Genomic DNA, 19,114 nt, shown 5'->3' with positions numbered 1-19,114 from the left:
ATCGAAATCTAGAGAGCGGAAGCCCGGGCCTGCCGCCGCGCCAGCTGGCGCGGGTACAGCACAAAATACCAACCAATGAAAGCCGCCGACGTGCCAATGATGCCCAAGCTGGCGGCCAGCGGCATTTCGGTGTGGCGCGTCACGAAACCTTCGAGAAAACCGGCCACCACGAAAATGGGCACCAGCCCAATGGCCATCTTCAGCCCGTCGCGCGCGGCCAGCCGGAAGGCTTCGCTTCGGCTGAACGTGCCCGGAAACAAGAGGCCCCGCGCCATCACAAAGCCCGCGGCCCCGGCCACCACGATGGCCGAGATTTCCAGCGTGCCGTGAATCCAGATGGTGAGCACCGAGGCCTTGAGCACGTGGTAGTGGTAGAAGAAATACTGAAACGCGCCCAGCATCAGCGCATTCCGAAACATGAACACCAGCGTGCCCACACCCAGCGTAGCGCCAAACACGAACGTGGCAAGGGCGACGTAAATGTTGTTGGCCGTGATACCCAAAAACATGAGTGTCTCGCCTTCCTTCTTGTACACGGCCATGGGGTCGCCCTTGCGGATGTTTTCGATGGTTTGGTTCACGTAGCCGTCGCCCAGGATGACGCGCACAAACGAGTCGTCGTAGGCCGCCGACAGCGCCCCCAAAGCGGTGAACACCAGGAAAAGTACGGCCGTGAAAGCCAGCGTGCGGTGGTGCCGGGCCACCACCAGCGGCAGCTCCACGGCCCAGAACCGGCCGAAGCGGCCGTGGTCTTGGCGCTTGTTGGCGTAGAGGCGCTGGTGCACCTTACCGGCCAGGCCGTTGAGGTAGGCCGTGGTGGGAGAGGTGGGGTAGAAGGTCTGAGCGTAGGCCAGGTCGTCGGTGAGGGCCACGAAGCGGGCGGCCAACTCGTCGGGGCCCACCTGGGGCCGCTTCTCGTACTGCTGCCAGCGCTCCTGGTTCTGGCGCAAAAAAACGGCTTCTCGCATGGGGCTAAGTTGAAGGGCTTAAAGATAGGAAGCCGTTGCCACCGAAGCACCCGCTCCCAGCCGAACGGCGCCCAAGTTTTGCGCGGGGCTGGTTTTGGCGTTTCTTCGTCGGAAAATCCCCATCCACCGCCATGGCTACCATCCGCGTCCACACCGCCCAAAACGTTTCGCTCGAATACGAAGTCGCCAGCCTCGGCGACCGCATCGTGGCGGCCATTCTCGACAACCTGGTGCTGGGGGCCTGGGCAATCGCCTGCGTGCTGATTTTTGCTGCAATGGGCTTGAAGGGTGGGACGGCCACCGCCTCAATGGGGCTGCTAATTGGGGTGCCTTACGTGTTCTATCACTTGGTGTGTGAGGTATTTTTCAATGGCCAGAGCATCGGCAAGCAGGCCCGCGACATCCGCGTGATGCGCCTCGACGGCACCGCGCCCAGCGTGGGCGACTACCTGCTGCGCTGGCTGCTGCGCATCGTCGATACCGGCCTGTTCGGCGGGCTGGTGGCCATCATCACCATTGCCGCCAACGGCCGCGGGCAGCGCCTCGGCGACATGGCCGCCGGCACCACCGTGGTGAAGGTGCGCCCGCAGGCCACCTCGCCGCTGGCCCCCGGCCTCAGCCCGATTGAGGGCTACCAGCCTGTGTTTCCGCAGGCGGCGCTGCTGGCCGACCACGACGTGGCCCTCATCCGCCAGCTGATGCAGCAAGCCAAAGCCCGCGATAACTACGAGGTGCTGAATGAAATTGCCAACAAGGTGAAGGAAATCACCGGCATCCGTACCGACTTGCCTGACGGCCCCTTCCTCCAAACTGTGCTCCGCGACCACGCCCACCTGGCCGCCAGCGCGTAGAGAAGCAGCCAGATAATGACAAAAAAAGCGGCTTGCCCAAGTTGGGCAAGCCGCTTTTCATTTCAACCAAAAACGCTTGGGGCGCTTAGTTGCGCGTCATCGATTTATTGGTGGACAGTTCCGTGAACGGAATGGGCCACACGTAGAGCACGTCCGATGGGTTGACGGCCGAGATGGTGCCCTTGCCGGGAATGGGGGCGTTGAGGCGCATGATGTCGATGTTGCGCAGGCCTTCGCCCAGGAACTCGATGCGGCGCTCCAGCAGCAGGGCGTCGGTGAAATCGGAAACCGAGGCGAACGTAGCGTAGGCGCCGGCCGGGTTCGAGCGGGTGCGCACGGCGTTGAGCAACAGCAGGGCCCGGGCATCCACGCTGTTGGTGGAGCGCACGCGGGCTTCGGCCAGGTTCAGCATCACCTCGGCGTAGCGAATGACGGGGGCCTTGTCGGTGTAGGGCGAGCTGGTGTTGGTGCCGGAGGCGTACTTCTTCAGAAACGACTCCGTGCCCACCACCTGCACAAAGTTGGTGCGGCGGGCGTCGGTGGCGGCAAAGGCCGGGCTGGCCAGGATGCCGCCCGCGGCGGTGTTCAGGCCGTATTCGCCATTACCGCCGTTGGCGGCGCCGGGGGGCAGGAAGTAGTAGGCCAGCTGGTTTTGCGTGCCCGGGCCATCGGCCACGGTGAAGGGCGAGGAGAAAATGCTCTCCGTGGTTTCCTGCGAGCCGCCAAACACGGCGGTTATCGATGGGTTCAGGGCGTTGGGCACGCCGGTGGGGGCCACGAAGGGCGCGGCGGCGGGCACCAGCTTGTCGGCTTCGCGTATGACGTCGGCATAGCGGCCCATGCTCAGGTACACCCGCGTTTTCAGGGCAATGGCGGTGTTGCGGTGGGCGCGCGTCACGTTGGCCGTAGTGGCGGTGGTGCCGTAGGTCAGCGGCAGGTTGGTTTCGGCATAGTTCAGGTCCTCCAGAATCTGGTCGTACACCTGGGCCACCGTGCTGCGCGGCAGGTCGTTGCCGGTGCCGTCGGTTTCTGCCTTCAGGCGTAAGGGCAGACCGGGCTTGCTGCCTGCGCCGTCGGCGTAGGGCCGGGCGTAGAACTGCAGCAGGTGGTAGTAGCACAGCGCGCGCAGAAACCGGGCCTCGCCGCGGTAGTTGTTGGCCTTAGTGGTAAAGTCGGCCGGGAAGGGCGCCGCCCCGAACTTGGCAGCGTTGGCGTCCATGCCGGCCAGAAACACGTTGGCCTGGTTGATGGCCGCATAGCCCGCGCCCCAGGTATTGATGACGTCGTTCTGCGACGTTTCGGTGAGCGTGTGGTTCCACACGGCCGTGCCGGTCACAAGGTTGGAGGCACGGTTGAGGAAGTCGTTGGCGCGGATGTCGCCAAAAATCTGCACCCGGCCGCCCAGGAAAATGCCGGCTTTTACGTAGCTGTACAGCGCATTGGCCTGCAACTCGACGCGGGCGGGCGTATCAAACACCACCTTGTCGAAAAACACGGTCTGGGGGGCCGGGTCTAGCTTGTCCTTCTGGCACGACGAGACGGCACCCAGGCCCAAAAATGCTGCGAATAAGGCCGCAGCCGCCTTGTTGTTGCGAAATATCTGCATCGGAAGAAGTCGGTTAAAAGCCAATGTTGAAGCCCACGGTGTAGGTCCGGGCCTGGCCCACGGAGTTGCGGTCGACGCCGGCGGCGGTGTTGTTGGCGCCGTTGGTCGAAATCTCGGGGTCGATGCCCGAGTACTTGGTGAGCAGGAAAGCGTTCTGCACCTGCACGTAGAGGCGGGCGCTGGCCACGTTCACGCGGCTGAGCAGCGTCTGGCCGAAGTTGTAGCCAAGCGACACCTGGCGCAGGCGGGCAAAATCGCCCTTCTCCACGTTCGACGACATCACCAATGCCGAGCCGTTCGACACGTTGTCGCCATACACCACCCGCGGCCACTTGGCGTTGGTGTTGCTTTCGGTCCAGCGCTCCATGATGTCCACTTCGTTGTTCCAGAAGCGCTGGTCGTGCAGGCCCGATTTCGTGCCGTTGTAGATGTAGTTTCCGCCCGAGTACTGGATGAATACGCCCAGGTCGAAGGCCTTGTAGCGGAAGGTGTTGTCGAGGCCGCCGTACCAGGTGGGCAGGGTGGGGCCGTAGTACACACCGTCTACCAGCTGCGTGGGGGCCGTGGTGTTGGTGTTGGTGTCCTTAATGGTCCAGCCCGTTGAGCCCGCGCCGGTGGTGCCCTGGTGGTTGTACTCCACCACGGTTTTGTCGGCCTTCAGAATCATGCGGCGGCCGTTGGCGGGGTTCACGCCCAGCGAGGGCACGGCCAGGATTTCGCCCACTGAATGGCCCACTTCCGTGAAGTTCGAGGTTTCGAGGCCGCCCGTGGCTGTACCGATGCGTTGGCCTTCGGTGGCCAGGGTCAGCACCCGGTTTTTGAGGGTGGTGAGGTTGCCGCTCACCGTCCAGGTAAAGTCTTTGCCCTGAATGGCGTTGTAGGTCAGGTTCAACTCAATGCCGCGGTTGCGCATCGAACCCACGTTCGAAGCCAGCACGTTGCCCAGCGTGCCGGGCGCGGGGGTGCCGCTGTTGGCCACGTTCGGAATGCCCTTCGAGGGCGCCTGGGGCACGTCCAGAATCAGGCCGTCCACCAGGTTGTTGTAGTAGGCCACGTCGCCCCGCAGGCGGTCCTGGAAGAAGCCGAAGGCCAGGCCGATGTCGCTTTTCTTGCTGGTTTCCCAAGTCAGGTTAGGATTGCCGGCGGCGCTGAAATACAGCGTGGCGTTGCTGCCGTACAGGCCAGAGGAATAGGTTTGCAAGAAGCCGAAGTCGCCGATGCCCTGGTTGTTGCCCACGCTGCCGTAGCTGCCGGTCAGCTTCAGGAACGAGAAAACCTGCGAGAACGAGGAGTTCTTCCAGAAGTCTTCTTCCGACACCACGTAGCCCAGCGAGGCGCCGTAGAAGTTGCCGTATTTCTTGGCAAAGGCCGAGTAGCCGTCGCGGCGTACGTTCACGGTGGCCAGGTACTTGCGGGCGTAGTTGTAGTTCAGGCGGCCAAAAAACGACACGAGGTAGTTGGTGCCCTGAAACTGGCCCGAAGAGGCGATGTTGGTGTAGCCGCCCTGGAAGGTGGTGAAGAAGTCGTCGGCAATGCTGGTGCGGCTAGCGCCCCAACGCTGGATGTCGGTGTTCTGCTGCTCGTTACCCAGCAGCAGCGAGAAGTTGTGGTTCTCGCCAAAGGTGCGGTCGTACTGCAGCGTGTTTTGCCAGTTCCAGCGCTTGTTGGTGCGGTAGTAGTTGTCGGCCTGCCCGGCCGGGGTCAGCGAGCCGGCCCGTGGGGTGTAGAAGGCCTTGTCTTCGAAGGAAATGTTGTTGACGCCGTAGGTGGTGCGCAGGTTCAGGCCCTTCAGCAGCTCCAGGTCGGCGTATACGCTGCCCTCAATCTGGTTGCCGTCGGAGGTGAAGCGGTTGTTGGCAATGTCCACCACTGGGTTGATGAAGCCGATAACGAAGGGCGCGCCGTTGGCCGGGTTCAGGTTGGGGCCGGGCCCGATGCTGGTGCCGCTCACATTGGGCGTGCCGTCAGGGTTGTAGGCGGCCAGGTTGGGCGGCAGCAGAATGGGCACCCGGCCCAGGCCCGCCGAGTTGAACGAGTTGTCGCCCACCGAGCCCGTGTTGGGCGAAGAATTCTGCGTGCCCGAGTAGCCCACGCGCATGCCCACCGTGAAGCGGCTGAACACCTTGTGGTCCACGTTCAGGCGGGCCGAAATGCGCTGGAAGTCGTTGTTCACAATCATGCCCTTCTGCTTGGTGTAGCCCACCGAGGAGAAGAAGGTGGTTTTGTCGGTGCCGCCCGAGAAGTTCAGGTTGTGCGACTGCGAGAAGCCCGTGCGGTAGATGTAGTCGTACCAGCGCGTGTCGGCCGCGTTGCCGTTGGCGTCGGCCAGCTTGAAGCCCTCGATGTTAGTAGCTGGCTGTTGAATGGCCCGACGGTTGGCGTTGAGGTTGCGCACGGCTTCGTTCTTGATGGTCACGTAGTCCTGCGCGCCCAGCACGTCGTACAGCCGCACCGGCTTCGACCAGCCCACCCACGTGTCGTAGTTTAGGCGGCTCTGGCCTTTGCGGCCCTTCTTGGTGGTCACCAGAATGACGCCACCGGCGGCCCGCGAGCCGTAAATGGCCGAAGCCGAGGCATCTTTCAGCACTTCCATGCTTTCGATGTCGGCCGGGTTCAGGTTGCTGAGCGGGTTGTTGGGCACGCTGCCCAGCGCCGAGTTGTTGCCGCTGAAGGCGGGAATGCCGTCAATCACCACCAGCGGGGCCGAGCTCAGGTTGATGGAGTTCACGCCGCGGATGCGGATAACCGGCGGGTTGTTGAGCACGCCGTTGGGGGTGGTGATGTTCACGCCCGGGGCCCGGCCCTGCAAGGCCTGGTCGAAGCTTTGCACCGGCGCGGTGGCAATTTCCTTGCCCGAGATGGAAGCCACGCTGCCCGTCAGGTCGCGCCGCGCCTGGGTGCCGTAGCCCACCACCACCACTTCGTCGAGGCCCTTGGCGTCGGTGGCCAGGCGCACGTTGAAGGACGTTCTGTCACCAATGGCCACTTCCTGAGTGGCATAGCCCACGTAGGAGAACACCAGCGTGGTGGCCGTGCCCGGTGCCGAGATGGAGAATTTGCCATCCGCATCGGTGGAAGTGCCCAGCTTGGTGCCTTTCACGAGCACCGTCACGCCCGGAATGGATGCGCCGTCGGAGCCGGCCACGGTGCCGGTCACCGTGCGGTCCTGGGCCCATGCCACCTGTGTGGTAAGCACCGTCAGCGGGGTTAAAAGGTGGAGTAGGTTTCTTCTCATAAATAAAGTGAAAACTGAAAAAAATGGTGAGAATGACGGCGAATATATAGAATGGATATTTGACAACGTACAAGCGCGATTGTATTAAAATTTTTAATCAGATGCAGATTTTCAAAATGAACAGCTAAAGAAATGACGCAATGCAAGGAAAAATTAGTAAAAGCCAGCTGGTAAGTGAGTAGCCACTACACAAGTGATTTTCTTACTGAACTGTATGGCTTACATTTCCATTGCCCATTAACGCATTGGAATAGAAAAAGCCCGTTGCGCAGGCGCAACGGGCTTTTTCAGCAAAACGGGCTAATTACTTCTGTGATTTCAGCAGCCTACCACGGCACGTGCTGGCCCTGCCAGGTCAGGAAGCTGCCATTTTCGTCGGCGTGCAACTGCTCGGCCAGGCGAATGATGCCGCGGGCCGAGTCGGCTGGCTCCTGGGTGGCGTGGTCGCCGCCCATCTCGGTGCGCATCCAGCCCGGGTCCACCAGCACCGAAAGCAGACCCATGTGGCCGACTTCGGCGGCCAGGCTGCGCATGTACATGTTCAGGGCGGCCTTGCTGGCGCTGTAGTGGTAAGGGTCGCCGGTGGCTTTCCAGGTGAGCGAGCCCTGGCCCGAGGAGATGCTCAGGATGCGGCCCCGCTGGCCGGCGCGCAGCAGCGGCAGCAGCGCCTGCGCCACCAGCAGCGGCCCAATGGCGTTCACCTGCATGGTTTCGATGGCGTCGTCGTGGGTGAGCTGGCCCAGGCGCTGGTGGGCGTCGCCCGAGCCCGCGTGCGGGTACACCCCGGCGTTGTTGATGAGCACGTCGAGCGCATCGGTCTGGCTTTGCACGGCTTGCGCGGCCGCGGCGATGGAGTCGGCTTTGGCCACGTCGAGGGGCAGTAGCACGAGGCGGTCGGCGTATTGCTGGCGCAGCTGCTGCAGCTCAGCGGCCTGGGTGGGCTGCCGGCTGGCGGCAAACACCTGGTCGCCGCGCTCCAGGTACTGGCGGGTGAGTTCGAGGCCCAGGCCCCGGTTGGCTCCGGTGATGAAAACGCGCATGGATGAAGGGATTGTTGGCGGAAAAGGCCCCGCCTAGCGAACGACAGCGTCGGTGAAGCCAATTGGGGCAGCGAATGTAACTCGGATTGGTTTCCTTCCAACCGGAGGCTTTAGGTAAACGCCTGCAACGCAAAAACGCGGTTACATCCAGCTCAAAAGGCTTTTGCAACCGCGCGGGAGCCTAGTCCGCCACGGCTACGCGCCGCTGGGCCGCTAATTGCCCATCCACCAGCAAACGCACCACATAAAGCCCGGGCCGAATCCCGCTCGTTTCCCATCGAAGCGCCTGCGGGCCTGCAGCTAGCGGCCTGGCGGGGGGCGCGGGCATTTTGCGGCCCAGCGCGTCGGTGACGCGCAGCTCCACGGCGGCCGCCCGCAGCAGGCGGAAGCGCAGACTGGCCGCGCCCGCCGCCGGGTTGGGGTACACACTCAAGTCCGTAGCTAAATCGGCTTGGTCGCGGGTGGCCGAAACGAGGGTATAGGGTACGGCCACATTGCCGATGCGGGTGAACGAATCAGGAGTGCCAATGGTACCTACTAAAGTGGCCGCCCCGGTGCCGGCATTTACCCGGTACCAGTTGGCGGTGTACGTATACTGGCCGGTCGACGCGCACGTCATCAGGTACAATTGATTGGTCTGGGACTGCGAATTGGCGGCAATACCAAAATCGAAATTAACCGGGAGGCTGACGCCTAAGGGGCCGACAGTGGCCAGCGTACTGGCACTGGAGGGCGCGTGCTGCACCAGCCGGCTACCGGTTCTCTCGATGCTAAAAAGCTGGGTTGCGGGGCTGCCGCTGTAATTATTGGTATAGCTAATCGCCTGGATATTAGGCGTCTGGCCAGTGTTTGCGTCTGTGGCCGCATACGCTAAGCTCGCGTCGGCAGCCAGCATGGCTCCCGTAGCGGCATTGAGGCGGTAGCTGTTGCCCACGGGCGTCACCACGCGAATCTGGTCGGTAGTAGGGTCGATGCTGAAGCCAATTCCCCCAGATAAGTTACCCAGGTACAGGCCCGTGGGCGGGCCAAGCGGAGTGGCTGCCCCAGTGGTCTTGTTTAGCTCATAGAGGCGCACTTGCGAGAGACTGCTCTCATAGCCCAATGCCAGCAGCTGCCCGGTAGCCGGCCGTAGCTCCAGGCCCACTAGATAAGTATTGCTGACCAGCCCCGTGACCCGCCCACGCATAACCGGGTTGCCCGGCACCACCGCGTCGAACGAAAGCAGGGAATAGCTAAGGACATCGACCGGATAGGTGAGGGCATACACAGTTTGGGCCTGCGCCTGATGCCGGATTCCGAACAGCCCGGCCGTGGCCAGCAATAGAGCAGTAAAAGATGTGCGCATATCCAAACGGTAAAGGATGAATTCAACCGGGCGACAACAGCCCCCGCGCCAGACGCGGACGTGGCCACTGCCGAGCGCCTAAGGTAAACGAAAAGCCCTGCGCACCAAAACAATGCGCAGGGCTTCCTCAAAAGTTGGTGCTGGGCCAGGTCGCCCCGGCTTTGGCAGTCATTACCCCGCCGCCACCGCCTTGCGGCGGCTGGTGCGCGGCAGGCGCTCGGTGCCCTGCTCCAGCAGCTCCTCATCACGGTCGGTTTTCTTCACCGTCCAGCTCAGCGAGTACAGGTCCTTGCGGCGGTCGCGCAGGTTGCGCACGGCGCCGCTGGTGTTCAGGTCCTTCAGCAGGTCGAGGTCGAGGTCGGCAATGAGCGTCATCTCGGTGTTAGGCGTGGCCTCGGCCACGATGGCATCGTGCGGGAAGGCGAAGTCGGAGGGGCTGAACACGGCCGACTGCGAGTACTGAATGTCCATGTTTTCGACGCGCGGCAGGTTGCCCACCGAGCCAGTGATGGCCACGTAGCACTCGTTCTCAATGGCGCGGGCCTGGGCGCAGATGCGTACGCGCTGGTAGGCGTTCTTGGTATCGGTCCAGAAGGGCACGAACAGGATTTTCACGCCCTCGTCGCTCAGCATGCGGGCCAGCTCCGGGAATTCGATGTCGTAGCACACCAGAATGCCGATTTTGCCGAAGTCCGTGTCGAAGCACTTGAGCTTGTCGCCGCCGCGCATGCCCCAGTAGCTGGCTTCGTCGGGCGTCACGTGCAGCTTGTATTGCTCGTCCACGGTGCCATCGCGGCGGCAGAGGTAGGCCACGTTGTGCAGCTTGCCGTCCTCGTACACGGGCATCGAGCCGGCCACGATGTTGATGTTGTAACTCACGGCCAGCTCCATCATCTTGGTTTTGATGGGCTCGGTGAAGGCCGCCATGGCCCGGATGGCCACCGCCGGCGAGTCTTCGTTGGTGAGGGCCATGAGCGGGGCGTTGAAGAACTCCGGAAACATCACGCAGTCAGACTTATAGCCCGAAACGGTGTCCACAAAGAATTCCATCTGCTGCAGCAGGTCCTCCAGGCTGCGGGTGGCGCGCATCTGCCACTGCACAATGCCGATGCGCACGTTGCTTTTCTGGTTGCCGATGAGTTTTTCCTTCTCCTCGTAGTACACGTTAATCCATTCCAGGAGCGTGGCATAAGCCTTTGACTCCGAGTCGTAAGGCAAATACCCGCGGATGAGCTTACGGACGTAGAACTCGTTGGAGAGCTGGAAGGTGAGGATGGGGTCGACCAGCTCCTTGTTGCGCACCATCTCCACGTACTTGGCAGGCGTCATCTCGTTGGCGTAGGCGGCGTAGCCGGGAATGCGGCCGCCGGCCACCATGGCGCGCAGGTTCAGGTTCTCGCACAGTTCCTTGCGGGCGTCGTAGAGGCGGCGGCCCAGGCGCAGGCTGCGGTACTCAGGGTCCACAAACACGTCGACGCCGTAGAGGGTGTCGCCGTCATCATCGTGGGTGTCAAACTTGCCGTTGCCGGTGATTTTAGCGTAAGTGTGCTTGTCGCCAAACTTACTGTAGTCCACGATGATGGCCAGCGCGGCGGCCACCAGCCGGCCGTTGTCCTCGATGCCAATCTGGCCCTCGGGAAACTTGCGAATCAAGGCCGCAAACTCATCGGCGGCCCAGGCGCCTTCCATATTGGAATACACCTTGTCCATGATGTCCTTGATGGCCTTAAAATCGGAGCGGCGCAGGGTACGCAGCACCAGCTTGTGGGCCGGCACGGCCGTAGGCGTTAGGCGCTCGGCCAGCGGTGCGGCGCTGGGCGTGGCTATTTTTTTGGCGTGGGCGCCGCCGGGCGCGGCTTTGCCATTGGCAGCAGAGGAAGCTTTGCCGTTGGATGAAGAGCTCATAAAAATCGAAATCGAAAGTGCGGAAAAGAGGCTGAACAGCGCAGCTAAAAGACCGAGCCGAAACAATCAGCCGGGCAAAATTACCCAAGAAAAAACCCGTTGGCCGGGACAGCCAACGGGTAAGCAAACGAAAAAGCGCGCAAAACGGTGCAGTTTGCCCCGAGTTACTCCCGCACCACGCGCCGCGTGGCCGTGCCCCGCGCCGTGCTGATGGTGAGCAGCGCCACGCCCCGGAAGCTGCCAAAGGCCTCCGCGCCCAGCACCAGCTCGCGGCCCGGGCTGCTGAAATGGCGTTGGAACAGCTGCCGCCCCACCAAGTCGGTGGCCGTCACGGTGAGGGGCCCGCTGCCCGCCGGCACGCTGAGCGCCACCGGGCTGCCCACGGCCGAGGGGTTGGGATAGGCGTTCAAGGCCGCATCAACGGCCGCGTCGCGGGTGCCCAGGCGCACAATGCGGCGGTAAATGTCGCGGTACTGCACCCCCGTGATGATTTCGGTGCCACCAATTACCTGGGTGGTGATGGTGAGCAGCGGTACGTGGTGAGTTTTGGCCAGCCACTTGTACTCGCGGGTTACCGGCAAGTCAAAGCCCTGGCCGGGCATGCCGCCGAGGGCAATGCTGTCGTGGTCGATGAGCTTGCTCACGATGCGGACCGTCTGAAACGTGCCGAAGGGTGTGGTAAGCGTGCCCCAGGCGTCAACGCGGTTCACGCGCTTGCGCTTGCGGTTGAGGTAGCCGGTGGCAGCGGCCGCCGCGGGCGATTCAAAAAACGAGCGGCTGGAATCGGGCTGGCTGGCAAAACTCACCGGAAAGCGGTAAATGATGTCCTGCTCGGCCTGGCTTCGGTAGGTGATGGGCACCTGCAGCCCCGCCAGCGTGCCGCCAAAGCCCACCGAGCGGAAGTCCTGCACCGCCGCCGCGGCCGCCGAAACGGCGTAAAACTGGTACGGGTCGGTGATGGGGCTCGCCGCCCCGATGGCTACCGGTAAGGGTTCGGGCGACGCCACCGTGGCCCGGTTGACGCCGCCCAGCGCCCCAAACGAAAATTGATAGATGGCCGAACCCGTGGCCGCCACGGAAATGTAGCGGTCCACCGTCTGCGACGTGGCCACCAGGGCGCCGTAGTTCCAGGTTTGGTTGGCCCCCCGGCGCGTGAGCGGCGGGGCCGTGGCGGGCAACGTGGCCGAAGCCTGGCTGAGCCGCAGCGAATCCACGGGGGTGGTCGTGCTCACGGCCGGCATGTCCGTGCGGTCGATGCTGGGTGAAACCTGCGCCAGGGCCGGCGTGCTGGCCAGCGCCAAGAAAGTGAATAGAAGTTGACGCATAGGTAACTGTTTAAATACAAAGAAGAACCAATGACGAAGATACCTGCCTGCGCTGCTATAAACCAAGCGCTAGAGTACCATTTCCGGCACTTCGCCGGCGGGCACCACCAGCTTGCCAGCGGTAGCGGCCACAATCTGCTCCACACTCACGCCGGGGGCGCGCTCGCGCAGCACGAAGCCGTCGGGCGTCACGTCGAGCACGGCCAGCTCGGTCACGATTTTCTTCACGCAGCGCAGGCCGGTGATGGGCAGCGTGCAGTCGGCCAAGAGCTTGCTGCTGCCGTCTTTGGCCACGTGCTGCATGGCCACGATGATGTTTTTGGCCGAGGCCACCAGGTCCATGGCGCCGCCCATGCCCTTCACCATCTTGCCGGGAATCTTCCAGTTGGCAATGTCGCCGCGCTCACTCACCTCCATGGCGCCGAGGATGGTGAGGTCCACGTGTTCGCCCCGAATCATGCCAAAGGAATCGGCCGAGGAGAAGATGCTGGAGCCGGGCAGCGTGGTCACGGTCTGCTTGCCGGCGTTGATGAGGTCGGGGTCGACCTGGTCTTCCGTCGGGAAGGGGCCCATGCCGAGCAGGCCGTTTTCCGACTGCAGCTCTACGTTGATGCCGGCCAGAATGTAATTGGCTACCAGCGTGGGAATGCCGATGCCGAGGTTGACGTAGGAGCCGTCTTTCACTTCTTGGGCAATGCGCCGGGCGATGCCGTGTTTGTCGAGCATGGTGTTTGGGGTTTCGGGGTGGGAGGGGAATTATAATGTTTTATTAAAGAAGGTCATGCAGAGCGGCATGACCTTCTATTTTACTTTTTGTAAGCGGCTTACGGCTTCTGTTCCGGCACAAAGGCTTCGTAAACGGCCGTTTTGAACTTGTCGGCCAAGCCGCGGCCGTTGGTGTTGGGGTACTTCTGGGTGTAAATCAGGGCCACCAGCTTTGCCTTGGGGTCGGCCCAGTACGTGGTGCCGAAGATGCCGCCCCACTCAAACGAGCCAGCCGACAGGCCCGGGGCCTTGGCCATCTGGGGCGTCACGATGCTGAAGCCCAGGCCAAACTTGTTGCCGCCCTGGCTCAGCTCGCCCATTTGGTTCTGCGTTATCAGGGCAACGGTGGCGGGTTTCAGCAACTGGCGGCCATTATAGGAGCCGTTGTTCAGCAGCATTTGCAGGAAGTGGGCGTAGTCATCAATGGTGGACGACAGACCCGCACCGCCCGAGAAATAAGTGCCGCCCGACGCCTTCGGGTAGTTAGGATACATGCGGCCCAGCGGCTGCGTGAGCGGCTCCATGAACACGGTTTGCTTATTGGCGTCTTCCGTGTAAAGCTGAACCAGGCGGTCCTTCTTGTCAGCGGGCAGGTAAAACCACGTGTCTTTCATGCCCAGCGGCTCAAACAGGCGCGTGCGCAGGTACTTGTCCAGCGGCTGGCCCGAGAGCACCTCAATCAGCCGGCCCAGCACGTCCACGCTCAGCCCGTAGGTGAACCGCTCGCCGGGCTGGTGCATGAGCGGCAGCGGCCCCAGCGCATCCATCGCCTTCGCCAACGAGCCTGCCGGTGTACCTATACCGCTCGGAATGTGCGCCTTGGCGTAAATGGCCCGGGCCTCTTTGCTGCCAATAATGGGGTAGCCGAGGCCCGACGTATGCGTGAACAGCTGCCGGATGGTGATTTCGCCCTTAGCCGGCACGGTGGTGTAAGTCGTGTCTTTTTCGTTGAAGGTGGCCAGCACCTTGGGGTTTTTGAACGCGGTCAGGTACTTAGAAATCGGGTCATCGAGCTGGAATTTGCCCTCGTCATAAAGCAGCATCAGGCCAATGCTGGTAATGGCCTTGGTTTGGGAAGCAATGCGCACGATGGCATCGGTTCGCAGCGGCGTTTGCTGGACGAAATCGTCGTAGCCCACTGCCTTGCGGTACACCACCTTGCCGTCGCGCATCACCAGGGCAATGGCGCCGGGCACACGCTTGTCGGGACGATATACTACGTTGCCGCTGCCATCTTTCAGCACCTTGGCAAGCGGGCCCTTACCCGGAAGGTCCGCGGTGTACTCTTGCAGCAACTGGTCGATGCGCTGGGCCGCAGCGGGGTCGATGGTGGCCGGGGCGGCACCAGGCACCGGCATGGCCATGACGGCCTTGCGGGCCGGTGCCTTGCGGCTGGGGGCGGCCACCTGAGCAATGGCGCCGTAGCTGCTCAGTAGCAACAGCAGCGTGAGGGAATTCTTACCTAAAGTCATGGCTATTGAATGCTGGAAATTATGGAAGCCTGGACGAAGAACGAAGCGCCGGGTGGCCAGCCATCAGGCGTCGAAGCTGCAGCCACTGCACCACCCGCACGCCCAGCAGCAGCGTCAGCAGCCCGGGAATCAGCAGTAGCAGTACCCAAGTGTTGGCTTCGGGGTAGGAGGTGTGCGTGCGATTGGCCAGATTCACCATGAAATCGGTGCAATACCAGTAGGCGAAATGCACCAAGCGGGCGCCCCAAGTTAGCAGGCTATGCATGGCGCTGGGCTTTGAGCTGCCGAATGAGCACTGCATTGCGCAGCGCCCCGTACGTGAGGCCCAGCAGCAGCAACGGCACCAATACCAGGTAGAAGGCGATGTTGACGGTGGCGTACCATCGCCGCCCGCCGCCCATTAGCCCCCGCACGGTGGCGTCATACAGCGGCCGCAGCTGGAAATAGGCCGAACTATTGGCGCGCGTGGCGTGGGGGCAGGTGTGGGCTTCGCAGTAGCGCGTGCAGCGGCCGGCCAGCCGGGCGGTAGTAGGCGCCGGACTGGTTTCGTTGATGTACACGCCGAAAGCCACCGGCACCGTGGCCAGGAGTAACACCACCGCTACCAACAACAAACGAATCCGTAGCGCAACTCGCATAGCCCCGGCCACTACCTCGGCTTATACGGCGGCCCGCACGGTGCGCTGCTCAATGCGCTTCTCGTACTGCTCGCCCTGGAAAATGCGCTGCACAAAAATACCTGGCGTGTGAATTTGGTTGGGGTCGAGCTCGCCGGCGGGCACCAGCTCCTCCACTTCGGCCACCGTGATTTTGCCGGCCGTGGCCATCATGGGGTTGAAGTTGCGGGCCGTGCCTTTGTAAATGAGGTTGCCGGCTGTGTCGCCCTTCCAGGCTTTCACGAAGGCAAAATCGGCGTGCAGGGCGGTTTCGAGCAGGTACATCTTGCCGTTGAACTCGCGGCTTTCCTTGCCCTCGCCCACCTCCGTGCCGTAGCCGGCCGGGGTATAAAAGGCCGGAATGCCCGCGCCACCGGCCCGGCAGCGCTCGGCCAGCGTGCCCTGTGGAATGAGTTCCACTTCCAGCTCGCCGCTCAGCAGCTGGCGCTCAAACTCGGCGTTTTCGCCCACGTAGCTCGAAATCATCTTGCGCACCTGCTTGGTTTGCAGCAGCAGGCCAATGCCAAAGTCATCGACGCCGGCGTTGTTGGAAATGCAGGTAAGATTTTTTACGCCGAGGCGCAGAATCTCCTGAATCGAGTTTTCGGGGATGCCGCAGAGGCCGAAGCCGCCGAGCATCAACGTCATGCCATCGGCGAGGCCTTGCAGGGCTTCGTGGGCGTTGGGAACAGTCTTATTTATCATGGGTGGGGATGAGGGTATTTGGAGCGGCTTTTTATTTGGCAGCTGGCAAAACCGGCGGACGGTAATTCACGGGTAAAAATTCACCCATTTTTTCGAAACCCCAGTATTCGTCAGTAAATACGGCCAGCGGATTGGCAAGCTGGCCGTTGGGCTGAATCTCAATTTCGGGCACCATCAGTGCCAGCTGCGACACCTGCCGGTCGCTGGGCGGCAGCGGCGCGTTGGTCGGCAGCAGGGTCCGAATTTGATAGTTTGGGTCAGGGCCCTCGCGCAGGTAGCTCACCTGCAGGTGGTCCACAAAACGCAGAAAAACGTGCTGTCCATCAGGCGACACACGCCGCAGGCTGTCGAGCGGCCGGGGCTTGGTGTAGAGCATTGAAAACGCGCGCGGCACCTTGGCCCAGCGCGCCAGCGAATCCTGCTCGGCCCGCGAAAATGCCGCGCCCATGCGCTCGCGCAGCAGCTGGCGGCGCAGGCTGTCGGCGCGCGGAAAATGCTTGTTGGGAACAATGCGGAGCCGCTGGGCCAGGAAGCCCGCGCCGTCGAGGTCGCCGTCGTGTACGCTTTGCAGAAAGTGCGTGACCGAGCCGTAGTAGGCCTTGGCGCGGTTGGCTTCCCAGCGGCGCTGCTGGCGGGCGCTGCCCGTCATCTCCTCAAACACCGGCTGGCCGTAGAAGCTGACTACGCGCCGGGTGAAATTGGTGTTGAACTGCAGCCCGTAGTACTTGATGCGGTAGCCCAGCGCCTGGTTGTCGACCTGCACAAACTTGTAGGCCGAGGCCGTTAGCTCGTTCTTCTCCACGTCGAAATCGACCAGCACATCATCGGGATTTCGGATGCGGCACTGCTGCGAAAACGTGCTGCGGCCCAGAAACAGCTCCACAAATTTGCGGTAGTCGTCGGCTCGGTGCGGGTTGGGGCGCACTACCACTTCGCCCAGCCGGTTGGCCAAGGGGCCCAGCCGCAATGTCAGCTGCTGGGGCGCCGTGCCCACCGTCACGCTTTGCTTGGCCAGGCGGTAGCCCACGTAGGAGCCCACCACGTCGTAGGTGCCGGCTGGCACTTTGGGAAAAGTGAACGTGCCCTGCTCCGTGGTGGTCACGCCCAAGGTCGTATTCGCCAAAAACACGCTCGCGAAGGCCAGCGGCGCGTGCGTCACCGAATCCTGCACCACGCCGCTCAGGCTGCTTTGCGCCCGCACCAGACCGGGCAGTAGCACGGCAAGCAACAACAGGAAAGCAGGGCAGCAGCGCACGGCGGCGAAGATACTCGTCGTCAATCGCACTACATCTTCAGCGGCGCTGCGGAGCGGGCTTACCATGCATACTCGCGGCCCAGGCAGTCGACGTACACGAACTGCCGGTCTTGGTTGTACGCCAGTCCCAGGCCCCGGTAAAACGGATAGGCATTCTCCTGCAAGTCGAGGAACAGGTCATACTTAAACGGCGTCAGCAACTGGCCTTGCGCATTGATTAAGGCGTAGCGGCCGGCCGCATTTTTGGCCCACAACACGCCATTCGACCTAGCGAAGGCGGTTAACCCATTGCGAACAGTGCCTTCTACGTACACGATTTCGGTGGAAATCAACCGGCCTTTCCGGTTATAAAGCGCCCAGTCGGTGCCCCTGCCGCACGTGCCCAATACCAGCTCCGGGCCAACCAGTACGGCCGGCCGAAACCCGGGCGCGTCGAAAGTAACCAGCGGCCCGCCGTCGCTGCCAATAAACGTTTTGCCCTCGTGCTCGGCCCAAAACGTGCCATCCGGCTGCATCTTGGGTAAGTCGTCGAGAACGGGCGGCAGCAGAAACTTACCGGTCCGAAGGCTGAAGACGCCGTAGTGGCCGTCGCGCTTCACCCAGGCCAGGGTGGGGGTGAAAAAGCCGGCGGCCTGGTTGGCCCCCGCCGGCAACACCGTCCGGCCCAGCGTATCGGCAATTTCGGGGCCGCCCGGCTCGGTGCCGCGGGAGTAATACAGGCCGGCTTGCAGTTGAGTGGTGGGGTTTTCGTCCTGGCAGGGGCGCAGCACCTGGCCGTTGGCGCGCATCAGGCCCCAGCGGTTGTGCTGCTGCACGGCAAACACCCCGTGGCCCACGTAACGCGCCGATTCTACGTCGAACGGCAGGGGCGGGCCGCCGCGCTCCGACGTGGTGAAGCGCCAGCTGCGCGTGGCCGGCGCATACGTGCCGGCCACCACAAAGCGGCTGTCGCTGCTCACTTCCAGTGAATTAAATTCGGCGGGCAGCACCAGCTGCCCGCGCCAGGCCGCGCCCTTGCGCGGGTCGTCGTAGCCGGGGGTGCGGGCGGGCCAGGCCGGGTCGAAACCGTAAAGCACGCTCCAGCCATTGCTGACATCGATGCGGGAATAGCGCGGGGGCAGCAGCGGCCGCAACAAGCTGTCGTACAAGCCCCAGGTTTCGCGCGGGTGGTTGGGCACCGAAACGTCGCGTTGCTGCACTTTCACAAAGTCCGTCCAGTCCGCGCCTTCGCGGGTGATGGCGGCCAACCCGGCCGAAAAAGGAACCAGCTCTTTCGCATCAACGCTCAGGGCCATGGCCTGCCGCCGGTCCTCGGATTGTCGGGTGTAAAAGCCACCGCGGTAAGTCAAGGGCGACTTGTCCCATTCCGGTCCCAGCCAGTGCTCGCGCCCCGCGTGGTCCAGCACGCCCGAGCGGGCCGGTGCGGTTTTCGTAGCCCTGATAAATGCGTAAGCGTAGCCGTAGCGAAAGTTTTCGAGGTGGTCGTAGCGGGGCGGGGCGATTTCGCGGCCTTGTGCATCTATCAGGCTACGCCGGCCTTCCTGGTAAGCGCCCGAATTGCCCGGAAAAATGGAATCGGGCAAAGCCACCACCATCAGGCCTTCGTGCGGCGCCTCCAGCTTGCCGTAGCGGGTGGCCCGCAGCACGTGCCCGAGCGAATCGAACAAGGTAATGGTGCGGCCCGCCCCCACGGCCTGCACCCAGCCCCAGTTGCCGGGCACGTTGTCAACGCTTTGGAACTTGCCGAGCACCTCACCGCTTTCGGCCAGCAGCACCAGCCGTTGCGGGTCGCCGGGCGGGGCGTCGCCTATCCAGAGGTGGCCGCGGCCCAGCGCCCGGGGCACCAGCCGGAAGGTGGCCGGCGTCAGCACTTTGCCGGCCGGCGTCATCAGCCCGTAGCGGTTCTGGTGCCGAAAGGGCACCACCCGCGCCGTAACGTGTTGCTCCGGGGCGGTGGGCCGTACGGGCGGGCCTTGCCACGTGCCG

The 19,114-nt window shown here is 62.8% G+C and carries 15 protein-coding genes; 1 reads left to right on the top strand and 14 read right to left on the bottom strand.

The genetic code is table 11. The features are described 5' to 3' along the window. Positions 1–8 precede the first annotated feature (8 nt). A complete protein-coding gene (locus tag MTP16_RS22905; protein WP_243514479.1) occupies positions 9–968 on the bottom strand; it encodes a stage II sporulation protein M in 960 nt (319 codons plus the stop codon). A 131-nt stretch (positions 969–1,099) separates the two neighbouring features. Here MTP16_RS22905 and MTP16_RS22900 point away from each other — a divergent pair, with 131 nt between their 5' ends. Next, on the top strand, positions 1,100–1,819 hold the full coding sequence (locus tag MTP16_RS22900; RefSeq protein ID WP_243514477.1) for an RDD family protein: 720 nt from the start codon (positions 1,100–1,102) through the stop codon (positions 1,817–1,819). An 85-nt stretch (positions 1,820–1,904) separates the two neighbouring features. Here MTP16_RS22900 and MTP16_RS22895 read toward each other — a convergent pair whose 3' ends face one another. The 13 genes from MTP16_RS22895 to MTP16_RS22835 form a co-directional block, all read right to left on the bottom strand. Beyond that, a complete protein-coding gene (locus MTP16_RS22895; protein WP_243514475.1) occupies positions 1,905–3,425 on the bottom strand; it encodes a RagB/SusD family nutrient uptake outer membrane protein in 1,521 nt (506 codons plus the stop codon). 13 nt (positions 3,426–3,438) lie between these two features. Then, entirely contained in the window at positions 3,439–6,621 is a 3,183-nt protein-coding gene (locus MTP16_RS22890; RefSeq protein WP_243514472.1) for a SusC/RagA family TonB-linked outer membrane protein, read from the bottom strand. 365 nt (positions 6,622–6,986) lie between these two features. Next, a complete protein-coding gene (locus MTP16_RS22885) occupies positions 6,987–7,700 on the bottom strand; it encodes an SDR family oxidoreductase (RefSeq protein ID WP_243514471.1) in 714 nt (237 codons plus the stop codon). A gap of 181 nt (positions 7,701–7,881) precedes the next feature. Continuing rightward, positions 7,882–9,045, bottom strand: a complete 1,164-nt coding sequence (locus MTP16_RS22880; RefSeq protein ID WP_243514470.1) for a DUF4394 domain-containing protein — start codon at positions 9,043–9,045, stop codon at positions 7,882–7,884. A 171-nt stretch (positions 9,046–9,216) separates the two neighbouring features. Continuing rightward, on the bottom strand, positions 9,217–10,755 hold the full coding sequence (locus tag MTP16_RS22875) for a carbon-nitrogen hydrolase family protein (RefSeq protein WP_380287005.1): 1,539 nt from the start codon (positions 10,753–10,755) through the stop codon (positions 9,217–9,219). 359 nt (positions 10,756–11,114) lie between these two features. Continuing rightward, positions 11,115–12,275, bottom strand: a complete 1,161-nt coding sequence (locus MTP16_RS22870; protein WP_243514468.1) for a hypothetical protein — start codon at positions 12,273–12,275, stop codon at positions 11,115–11,117. Positions 12,276–12,344: 69 nt separating this feature from the next. Beyond that, complete coding sequence (locus MTP16_RS22865) at positions 12,345–13,001, bottom strand: 3-oxoacid CoA-transferase subunit B (RefSeq protein WP_243514467.1); 657 nt, start codon at positions 12,999–13,001, stop codon at positions 12,345–12,347. 98 nt (positions 13,002–13,099) lie between these two features. Then, on the bottom strand, positions 13,100–14,512 hold the full coding sequence (locus MTP16_RS22860) for a serine hydrolase domain-containing protein (RefSeq protein ID WP_243514466.1): 1,413 nt from the start codon (positions 14,510–14,512) through the stop codon (positions 13,100–13,102). A 19-nt stretch (positions 14,513–14,531) separates the two neighbouring features. Next, the gene (locus tag MTP16_RS22855) at positions 14,532–14,777 is read right to left on the bottom strand and encodes a hypothetical protein (RefSeq protein ID WP_243514464.1); all 246 of its coding nucleotides are present in this window, start codon (positions 14,775–14,777) and stop codon (positions 14,532–14,534) included. Then, positions 14,770–15,111: a hypothetical protein gene (locus tag MTP16_RS22850; protein ID WP_243514459.1), complete on the bottom strand. Its 342-nt coding sequence runs from the start codon at positions 15,109–15,111 to the stop codon at positions 14,770–14,772. Before MTP16_RS22850 ends, MTP16_RS22855 begins: the two co-directional genes overlap by 8 nt. 60 nt (positions 15,112–15,171) lie before the next feature. Next, positions 15,172–15,873: a CoA transferase subunit A gene (locus MTP16_RS22845; protein ID WP_243514457.1), complete on the bottom strand. Its 702-nt coding sequence runs from the start codon at positions 15,871–15,873 to the stop codon at positions 15,172–15,174. Positions 15,874–15,904: 31 nt separating this feature from the next. Further along, positions 15,905–17,194: a carboxypeptidase-like regulatory domain-containing protein gene (locus MTP16_RS22840; RefSeq protein WP_243514454.1), complete on the bottom strand. Its 1,290-nt coding sequence runs from the start codon at positions 17,192–17,194 to the stop codon at positions 15,905–15,907. Further along, positions 17,188–19,050: a WG repeat-containing protein gene (locus MTP16_RS22835; RefSeq protein WP_243514451.1), complete on the bottom strand. Its 1,863-nt coding sequence runs from the start codon at positions 19,048–19,050 to the stop codon at positions 17,188–17,190. Before MTP16_RS22835 ends, MTP16_RS22840 begins: the two co-directional genes overlap by 7 nt. Between the last annotated feature and the right edge of the window lie 64 nt (positions 19,051–19,114).

This window comes from Hymenobacter monticola, from assembly GCF_022811645.1.
In the GTDB taxonomy this organism is placed as follows: Bacteria; Bacteroidota; Bacteroidia; order Cytophagales; family Hymenobacteraceae; genus Hymenobacter; species Hymenobacter monticola.
Note: the sequence above shows the minus strand (reverse complement) of the source record. Positions and strands in the feature narration are given on the sequence as shown.

Excerpts from the sequence above, each read along its gene's own strand:
- MTP16_RS22845 (WP_243514457.1), bottom strand. The coding sequence starts at position 15,873 with ATGATAAATAAGACTGTTCCCAACGCCCACGAAGCCCTGCAAGGCCTC.
- MTP16_RS22860 (WP_243514466.1), bottom strand. The coding sequence starts at position 14,512 with ATGACTTTAGGTAAGAATTCCCTCACGCTGCTGTTGCTACTGAGCAGC.
- MTP16_RS22865 (WP_243514467.1), bottom strand. The coding sequence starts at position 13,001 with ATGCTCGACAAACACGGCATCGCCCGGCGCATTGCCCAAGAAGTGAAA.
- MTP16_RS22840 (WP_243514454.1), bottom strand. The coding sequence starts at position 17,194 with ATGGTAAGCCCGCTCCGCAGCGCCGCTGAAGATGTAGTGCGATTGACG.
- MTP16_RS22885 (WP_243514471.1), bottom strand. The coding sequence starts at position 7,700 with ATGCGCGTTTTCATCACCGGAGCCAACCGGGGCCTGGGCCTCGAACTC.
- MTP16_RS22880 (WP_243514470.1), bottom strand. The coding sequence starts at position 9,045 with ATGCGCACATCTTTTACTGCTCTATTGCTGGCCACGGCCGGGCTGTTC.
- MTP16_RS22870 (WP_243514468.1), bottom strand. The coding sequence starts at position 12,275 with ATGCGTCAACTTCTATTCACTTTCTTGGCGCTGGCCAGCACGCCGGCC.
- MTP16_RS22905 (WP_243514479.1), bottom strand. The coding sequence starts at position 968 with ATGCGAGAAGCCGTTTTTTTGCGCCAGAACCAGGAGCGCTGGCAGCAG.
- MTP16_RS22895 (WP_243514475.1), bottom strand. The coding sequence starts at position 3,425 with ATGCAGATATTTCGCAACAACAAGGCGGCTGCGGCCTTATTCGCAGCA.
- MTP16_RS22875 (WP_380287005.1), bottom strand. The coding sequence starts at position 10,755 with ATGGACAAGGTGTATTCCAATATGGAAGGCGCCTGGGCCGCCGATGAG.
- MTP16_RS22855 (WP_243514464.1), bottom strand. The coding sequence starts at position 14,777 with ATGCATAGCCTGCTAACTTGGGGCGCCCGCTTGGTGCATTTCGCCTAC.
- MTP16_RS22900 (WP_243514477.1), top strand. The coding sequence starts at position 1,100 with ATGGCTACCATCCGCGTCCACACCGCCCAAAACGTTTCGCTCGAATAC.